This is a genomic window from Geobacillus sp. DSP4a, from assembly GCF_013096875.1.
In the GTDB taxonomy this organism is placed as follows: Bacteria; Bacillota; Bacilli; order Bacillales; family Anoxybacillaceae; genus Geobacillus; species Geobacillus thermophilus.
In genome coordinates this window covers 56,947-64,171 of sequence record NZ_SDLD01000013.1, presented here as the reverse complement: position 1 = coordinate 64,171, position 7,225 = coordinate 56,947, and the positions used below count along the sequence as shown (strand labels likewise).

At 52.5% G+C, this 7,225-nt stretch carries 6 protein-coding genes and 1 pseudogene; 6 read left to right on the top strand and 1 reads right to left on the bottom strand.

The features are described from left to right. Window positions 1-176 precede the first annotated feature (176 nt). The 3 genes from ETC02_RS06665 to ETC02_RS06655 all read left to right on the top strand — a co-directional run bounded on the left by ETC02_RS06665 (window position 177) and on the right by ETC02_RS06655 (window position 4,233). Window positions 177-2,372: a YecA family protein gene (locus tag ETC02_RS06665; protein ID WP_050367910.1), complete on the top strand. Its 2,196-nt coding sequence runs from the start codon at window positions 177-179 to the stop codon at window positions 2,370-2,372. Window positions 2,373-2,586: 214 nt separating this feature from the next. Further along, window positions 2,587-2,802: a hypothetical protein gene (locus ETC02_RS06660; protein WP_050367909.1), complete on the top strand. Its 216-nt coding sequence runs from the start codon at window positions 2,587-2,589 to the stop codon at window positions 2,800-2,802. A 96-nt stretch (window positions 2,803-2,898) separates the two neighbouring features. Next, window positions 2,899-4,233, top strand: coding sequence for an SEC-C domain-containing protein (locus ETC02_RS06655; RefSeq protein ID WP_015865238.1), 1,335 nt, complete (start codon window positions 2,899-2,901; stop codon window positions 4,231-4,233). A gap of 86 nt (window positions 4,234-4,319) precedes the next feature. Here the strand turns inward: ETC02_RS06655 and ETC02_RS06650 are convergent, their stop codons facing one another. Further along, window positions 4,320-5,030, bottom strand: a complete 711-nt coding sequence (locus ETC02_RS06650; RefSeq protein WP_011232727.1) for a plasmid pRiA4b ORF-3 family protein — start codon at window positions 5,028-5,030, stop codon at window positions 4,320-4,322. A 121-nt stretch (window positions 5,031-5,151) separates the two neighbouring features. On the opposite strand from ETC02_RS06650, the pseudogene ETC02_RS18360 reads away from it, so the two are divergent. The 3 genes and pseudogenes from ETC02_RS18360 to ETC02_RS06640 form a co-directional block, all read left to right on the top strand. After that, window positions 5,152-5,196, top strand: a pseudogene (locus ETC02_RS18360) (SEC-C metal-binding domain-containing protein); the annotation flags it as partial. Window positions 5,197-5,214: 18 nt separating this feature from the next. Then, window positions 5,215-5,391, top strand: coding sequence for a hypothetical protein (locus ETC02_RS06645; RefSeq protein ID WP_014195142.1), 177 nt, complete (start codon window positions 5,215-5,217; stop codon window positions 5,389-5,391). 409 nt (window positions 5,392-5,800) lie between these two features. Beyond that, entirely contained in the window at window positions 5,801-7,141 is a 1,341-nt protein-coding gene (locus tag ETC02_RS06640; protein ID WP_171698140.1) for an N-acetylmuramoyl-L-alanine amidase family protein, read from the top strand. Window positions 7,142-7,225: the final 84 nt, after the last annotated feature.

The window sequence follows — 7,225 nt, the reverse complement described above, 5'->3', positions numbered from 1 at the left end:
TGCCTGTGGCTCCCAACGGGACGGGTGCCAGGTGTTGCCTGCAGATAGGCTGCCAACCAGCCTATCATGCATCCACCTCCGAAGGGGAAACAGGAAACCCCCACTTCGATAAGTGGGGGAGGTTCATTATCTTGGTCGCCGTTTTGGAAAGGAATGATTAGAAGGGAGGATTTTGCATGGCAATCGGCCGAAATGACCCGTGCCCGTGCGGAAGCGGGAAAAAGTATAAGAAGTGCTGCATGAACAAACAGCAGGAGCGTGAAATCAAGCGGGTGCGGCAGCGCCGCTTTTTTGACCAAAAATATGAGCTGTCGCAAATGGTGCAGCGGTTTTTGGATGAATCGCTGTCTTATGATGAACGCGAAGCGGTCAACCGTACATTTCGCCGAATGATCGAACAAAAGGATCATCGTGAAGAGTTGAAGGTGTTTGAGACGCTTTGGCGTTTTTTCCTCCATCGTTATCCGAATGGATTGCGCGGCGTTGAATGGTTTCAACAGGAAAAAGGGCGTCGTCTGTCTCCGGAGCTCAAGGAAATGTTGGACCGCTGGGTTCGACTTGTGCCGCGCCTTGTGCAATTTGTCGATTTGCATGATGAAGGAGGAGTGGCGGTCGACCGGTTGACGGGCGAGAAACTTCTCATGCCGTATTGCGAGACATTGGAGGTTGTGCGCCCTTGGGGCGGCATGTTTGCCTTTTTGGAGCCCTTTGACGGCGGCTATTACGTTTGCGGTGTATCATCGATTGTGGATCCGAAGGGCGTGGAACGGGCGGAAGAGAACATTCGCGTCTTGTTGACGCAAACCGATTGGCCGTATGAAAAGGTAGCCGTTGAACATTTTCTCGATATCGTTGATGCAGGCTATCCTCCGAGGGCGGACGATGTGCAAGAGGAGCGCACGCGATGGACGTATGAATACGAATGCCAGGAAGCCGCTGAGGCGATGAGGAAGCTTGCTTCGATCGGACGCGCTCACATTGATCATGACGATGGGGAGAAAGTGGAAGGTTCATGGTGCACCAATGTGTACCATTATGTCGGAGTGATTTCCCCCAAGCCGATTCATGTGTTTGAATTAGGCGGGTCATTATCCGCTCATCGGTCGCGTCTCGTGTTGTCTACCGAGGAGGAAGGGACGGCCGAACAGCTCGTGTCGCTGCTGCAGGCGTTTGGGTATTCCCCAAAAGAACGAAAACGGGGGACAGAAGCCGTTTTGCGCCGAAAAGGGATCGAAAACGTTTCGCTTCATATTGATTCAGACCCAGACTCTCCCCCTTGGGTGGCAACGATGGCCGGATTGGATGTTCAAATGGAAAAAGCCCTTCACACCCCGCTTGAGAAATGGAATGGAAAAACCCCTCACGAAATGGCGCGCGAGGGGCGTGTGCAGGAAGTGGATGAGTGGCTGAAAGAGTATGAATTCCATTTGTTTAACATGCAAGAACGAGCCAATTTGCCGGTGCTCATCGGAGTGAATCCCATTCGCTCCCGTTATGGATTGCCCCCATCTCCGTTTAGCTCATCACATCGTCTTTCGGACTTATGGAAAATGAAATGGATGGGGCCGGAAAGAACCGAGACATTGTTGATCCGCGCGGAATGGGAAGGGATGTATTTTACCGATGACGCATTGGCGTTTTATAACGAAGTCATCGTGAGCGGAGAAAAAGAGGCCAAAGAGGCGTGTTGGGCCGTGGTTTTGCTCGTGTGTGAATATATGACCGGGCGGACGTTTTCATCGTGGGAGGACGTAGGAGAAGAAGAATGGAAACAATGCATCGTCGAGCAAATCCCGTCAAGATGGAGTTCGTTTTCATGGGAAGTGGTGAGCCGAGCGCTCGATATGTTGCTTGAGTGGGCCGATTGGCTGGACCGCCGTTATGGAACGAATCATCGAACTGTTGTTTGTGCCGTGCTGGAAGAGGTCAGAAGCGAATTGGAACATTGCTTTGCTTTGCTGGATGAATGGAGGGGCGAGAACGGAAAGGCGGATGAGGAACTGATGGCTTGGCAGCTTGCTCGTTTGTTTGGTTTGCCTATTCCCCTTTCCGTCGGTTTCTCGTTTTTCCGCGTCAAGCGTGTGGAACAGGGGAAGGCGGTGCTGGATTGGCTTGCCCATAACCGAACGGTGACATGGGACATTCCGAAGCGGGCAGAGCCGCATCTGTTGCCGGGCATGTATATCGTCGCCGCGACCGATCGCAACGGCAAGCTGGACGATCTTGCCCGCGTGTATCCGCCGTCTTTCTCTCCGTACGTAGAGCCGTGGCTTCAGGCGTTGCAAGAGTGGCCAGACAAGGTGGAGAAAGAACGGGCTGCGTTTCAAGAGCGCCTGCTTGTCTCGTTGTCCCGTTTGCTTCGCCGGCCGTAGGCGTCCCGATGAATGACGGGGCGCTTGTTTCTCTCGGCTCGGCCTCTATGATTCTCCATTATGCAGGCAAGACCAATGGTAAGAGTCATTCATATTCTTAGGATTTTGGTCCATCACCATAACGTGTGCTTGAGAAGCAGGGTTTTTCTCGTTTTACCCAGAAACGGATGAGGACGCGAATGATCCAAGAATCCTACACCTTTAGGAGTGCGGAGTGTCAACCGGCATGAAAATCATGGATTGGCTGATTTTCTCCTTGGAGAAGGAAATATGGCATGTTTTGAAAAAGCCAAGGGCACCTTTTGGTGAAGAACCAGGATTTTGGTTAGGCATAAAAAATGGAATGCGAATCGATGTTCTCGACATGAGCGGCGGAAGTCCCAAAGTGCTTGCGATATGTGTTGCTGAAAGCAGTTCCATCACACGTTGATCGTGAATGTCTCCCCAAAGTGTTTAGCTGGCCCGAGCGTTAGCGTAGAGGGGGAGAACGTTCAATGACTATGATACAAAGAAAGTAGGTAGCTATATGGTGAAGGCATCGCGAAACAATCTTTGTCCATGCGGCAGTGGGAAAACGTACAAGCATTGTTGTGGGAAGAAAGAAGCAGTATCGATAGAATCTCTAATTGACCGTGAAGTGGCCAAATGTATGCAAGATGTGTTTTCGTTTGCGTTAGAGCGATATGAGGAAGAGCTTGCTTTCATGATGTCTGGTTCTCCATTTCAAGGGCTTCCTAACGAGCTGGAGACCAGCGCCAATTTATTGCTGACGAACTGGGCGATTTTTCACAGACACGTTGATGACAAAGGGATGACAATTTTTTCAGCCTATATGAGAAGCCGGCGCCGCACGCGGTGGCGTCCAGCAGTGCAAACTCATTTGAAGCGATGGGACGAGGCGGTTCCGTCGTTTGACGAGATCATTCATATCGAGGATGAGCGGCGTTTCCTTGTACGCGATCTGTTGACCAGAAAAGAAAAGTACGTCCGTTTTTTGACGCCGGAGGAGCTTCCGTCTGCTAGGGAGGGGGACGTGTTAGTAGGATGCCTCGTTCCGCATGGGGACGAGTGGGCGTACTTCATGAAGGTGCTGCCGATTCCAAAGAGCGGGAAGGATCGGCTTGCGCGGGCGCTTCAAGCGGAATGGAATCCGGATATGAAAACGTGTGAAGTGTTTTTGCGCGAGTCGTTTCCGGAATTGCTTGAAATAGCGGTCCATGAGCTGTTGTGGCAGCTGCTGAGCGAAAAGGACTGGGGGGATCGAGATCAAGATGATGTTTTTCGCGAATTAAAGAAAAAGGAAGAAACAACCTCCTCCCTAGTGCTCAGCGAGGCTGCGTTCCTTTGGCGCGCATATTGCGAAATGGATGAACCGGTCATCAAGAATCCTGCTGTGTATGCGGCTGCACTCCGTTATTTGGCGAGTGAAATGGCTGGAAGAGAATTTGTCAATATGGAAAAGGTTGCGGAACACTACGGCGTTCCTGTAGAGGAAGTGGAAGCCGCTGTGATGGAATTGTTTTTATTTCGCACAGAGTTGCTCGATGATGGAGATGATGAGGGCGAGAATGATGATGAGTGGCTCTTTGACGATGGGGATGACGGTGATGAGATCTGGTTCGACGACGGTGGGATGGAGGATGGCGATGAGCTGGACCGTGCGATTGAGGAATGGCTTGACCAAGTTGAGGAGTTGTTTGATTGCGAGGGCTGGGACGTTGATCAAGTCCATCGCTTGATCGACAAAGCGATCCGAACATGGAAAAAGGACGGGTTGCTTGAAGGAGTCGATGCAGCTGAGTTGCGCAAGGAGCTCGAGGAGCTCGTCTGGGAGACGTTTGCCGAACGGGGATTTTTGTAAGGCGATGGACAAAGCAGGCAACAAAGGACAGATGGGTGCGAAAGAAGGTGCCCTTGAGAGATGACGGATACCTTCTTTCGCATGCGTTACAATCGGATATAGGCCAGCCGCTCGTTCGCTTCCTCGACGTCAAAGGCATCAGGGTCAAAATCTTCGCCTTTCATGTCGTACATCCAGTCTACCAGCTCGCGCAATTCGGGATCGGCAAGAGAGTCTTTTTGCGCCGCCGCTTCCAGCAGCTCCAGGTAGCCATAGACGCCGCCGCAATCCTCGGGAGGGCACGCCCGTTTTCCTTTCAGGCAAGCGGCGCGTTCCAACGGTTTTGGGAGTGTTTCAATCTTTTCAACAGTGACGGTATGGCGCCAGTAGTCGCCAAAATCGTAAATATATAGAAACTTTTGTTTTTCTTCCGTCAGCCATTGCTGTAATGGGATGCGGCGGGCGTCCATCAGTTCTTTTTCCAGCTGAAACGAATCCCAGCCGTCAGGGATGCCGATGAGAACGCTTCCGAAATCGAATTCGTATAAATGGGCTTGTTCCCATCCCATCGCTTCTTGGATGATGAGATGAAGCTCGTGAAATGTCGCATGTCCGGGAACAAGGACGCGCCGCCAAATCGGCGGGCGGATGCCGTTTAATGTGATTTTCAGCTGGTAGGCTGTTTTGGACCGCCGCCGTTTGGAGGGGGGTGCGCTCTTTGGCGCCTCAACCCATCTGCCGTGTGGACGGTCCCGCTCTGTCGGATGGAACATGGCAGACAATTCGTCGATCAGTTTAGCAAGATTGTCGGGGTTCATAGCCCTCGTCTCCTTTCGGATAAACGTTTTGTATAATAGTAGTTTATCCTGTCCATAGTAGAATTTAAACATTATTGATGGAAATATTGAAATAAAGAAAGATGGGAGAGGAGGATGACGCATGTCGATCGGCTGGAATGACCCATGCCCGTGTGGAAGTAGGAAAAAGTATAAGAAGTGCTGCATGAACAAACAGCAGAATCATGAAATCAAACGGGTGCGCCAGCGCCGCTTTTTTGGCCAAAAATATGAGCTGTCGCAAATGGTGCAGCGATTTTTGGATGAATCGCTGTCTTACAACGAACAAGCAGTGGCGAGACGGACGTTTTACCAAAAAATAGAGGGTATGAAGTATTTGTAATATTTTGGATTTTTTGAAACACTTTGGTGCTTGTTCATTCACCGTTTTCCCAATGGAATGCGCGTCATTGAATGGTTCCAGCGCGACAAAGGACACCGTCTCCCGTTGGAGCACGGAGCGCTTTTGGCGCTTCTGCGTGTTTCTTCATGGGGACGGCTTATCCATTCGGACATCGGTTAGAGAAGCGATGGTGGTATGTCGGCCGTAGCTGGATGGTTCGACTGGGTTGCGCGTTGTGGCTGCTGTCGTGTGAAGAGGCATCATGCAGAAAAAGGAGAGCTATTGTCGGTTGATGGATGCCGCCCCGCTAGTTTTGTCGAGCGGTTTTCCCAAGTGACAGACAGGAAATTCCCCGTTGTGCGCGAACGATATAGTAGACAAATTGGAGACAACGGGGGAGGGAATGCGCATGAGGCGAGGAATATGGCTCGCCCTGTTGTTTTGTTTGCTATGGCTGGCTGCGGCTGCTTGGCCGGTGGGGGCGAAAGGGGAGAGTGGGAAAACCGCTCAGTTGGCGGTGGTGACGGCGGATCAGGTGAACGTCCGCCAAGGGCCGGGGGTGCCATACCGTCCATTGGCGAACGTTCACCACGGCGAGGCGTATCGGCTGATCGAGGTCAAGGATGGATGGGTGAACATCGAGTGGAAACCGAATCGAACCGGGTGGATCGCCGCGCGGTACGTCGCGTTGGCAAAAGAGACGGCCGTCGTGCAAGAAAACCGACTCCGCCTTCGACAAGAGCCGAGCCGAGATGGGCGAATTATCGGGCATTTGGCGCGGGGAGAAACGGTATGGGTCATCAAGGAAGATGGGGAATGGACGGAAGTGATCGCAGACGGTGCGATCGGCTGGGTGTCTTCAGCATACCTCACTGCGGCTCGGGAGTCATCGATTTCGCATCAAACCGGAATCGTCAACGCCAGTTCGCTCAACGTTCGGGCTGAGCCGTTATTGAAGGCAGCGCGCGTCGGACGCCTTGTCCGTGGTGAAGAGGTCGAGATTGTGGAAAAGAAACCGGGATGGTACAAAATTGCCTCCCAAACAGGGCTTGATGGGTGGGTGTCATCCGCATATGTGCAGGTAAAGGGTGGACAAGCTAATGAAAAGGAAGCGGAAGCGCCCCAGTCGGCTGACCGCTCGCTGCTTTCAGCCATCGCGCCTAGCGACTCCCGCCTTTATGTAGACAGCTGGACGCGCGGTCCTGTTCAGGCGCTGGCCGGAAAAACGATCGTTCTTGACGCTGGCCACGGAGGCAAAGACGGCGGGGCCCAAAGTGTCGATGGCATCAAGGAAAAGGAGTTGACGTTGGAAACCGCCAAGCTTCTGAAAAACAAGTTGCAATCTTACGGCGCCCGCGTCGTGCTGACGCGCTCTAGCGATGAGTATGTGCCGCTGTCCGCGCGCGTGGCGATGGCGCGCCTGTATCAAGCGGATGCGTTTATCAGCCTGCATTATGACAGCGCAGATGACCAACAGGCGAGCGGCATCACCGTTTATTATTACGACCGTTTTGCCGATTACGGCTTAGCGCAATCATTCGAAGACCCGCTTTCCCGATTGGCCGCACTGCCTTTCCGCGGCGTTGCGTTTGGCGACTATTACGTGCTGCGGGAAAACGACAGACCGTCTGTATTGCTTGAGCTCGGCTATGTAAGCAACCGCACAGATGCGGCGACGGTGGCGACAGACGACTATCAGGAAGCAGTGACGGCCGCGATCGCGGATGCGGTTCGGCATTATTTTGAATAAGAAATGATCGTGGAGAAATCGTTGATCGGCGGTCTGTTCGTTTTTGTGATCAATCGGCCGTCATCAAGCAAACGGAAACACGCC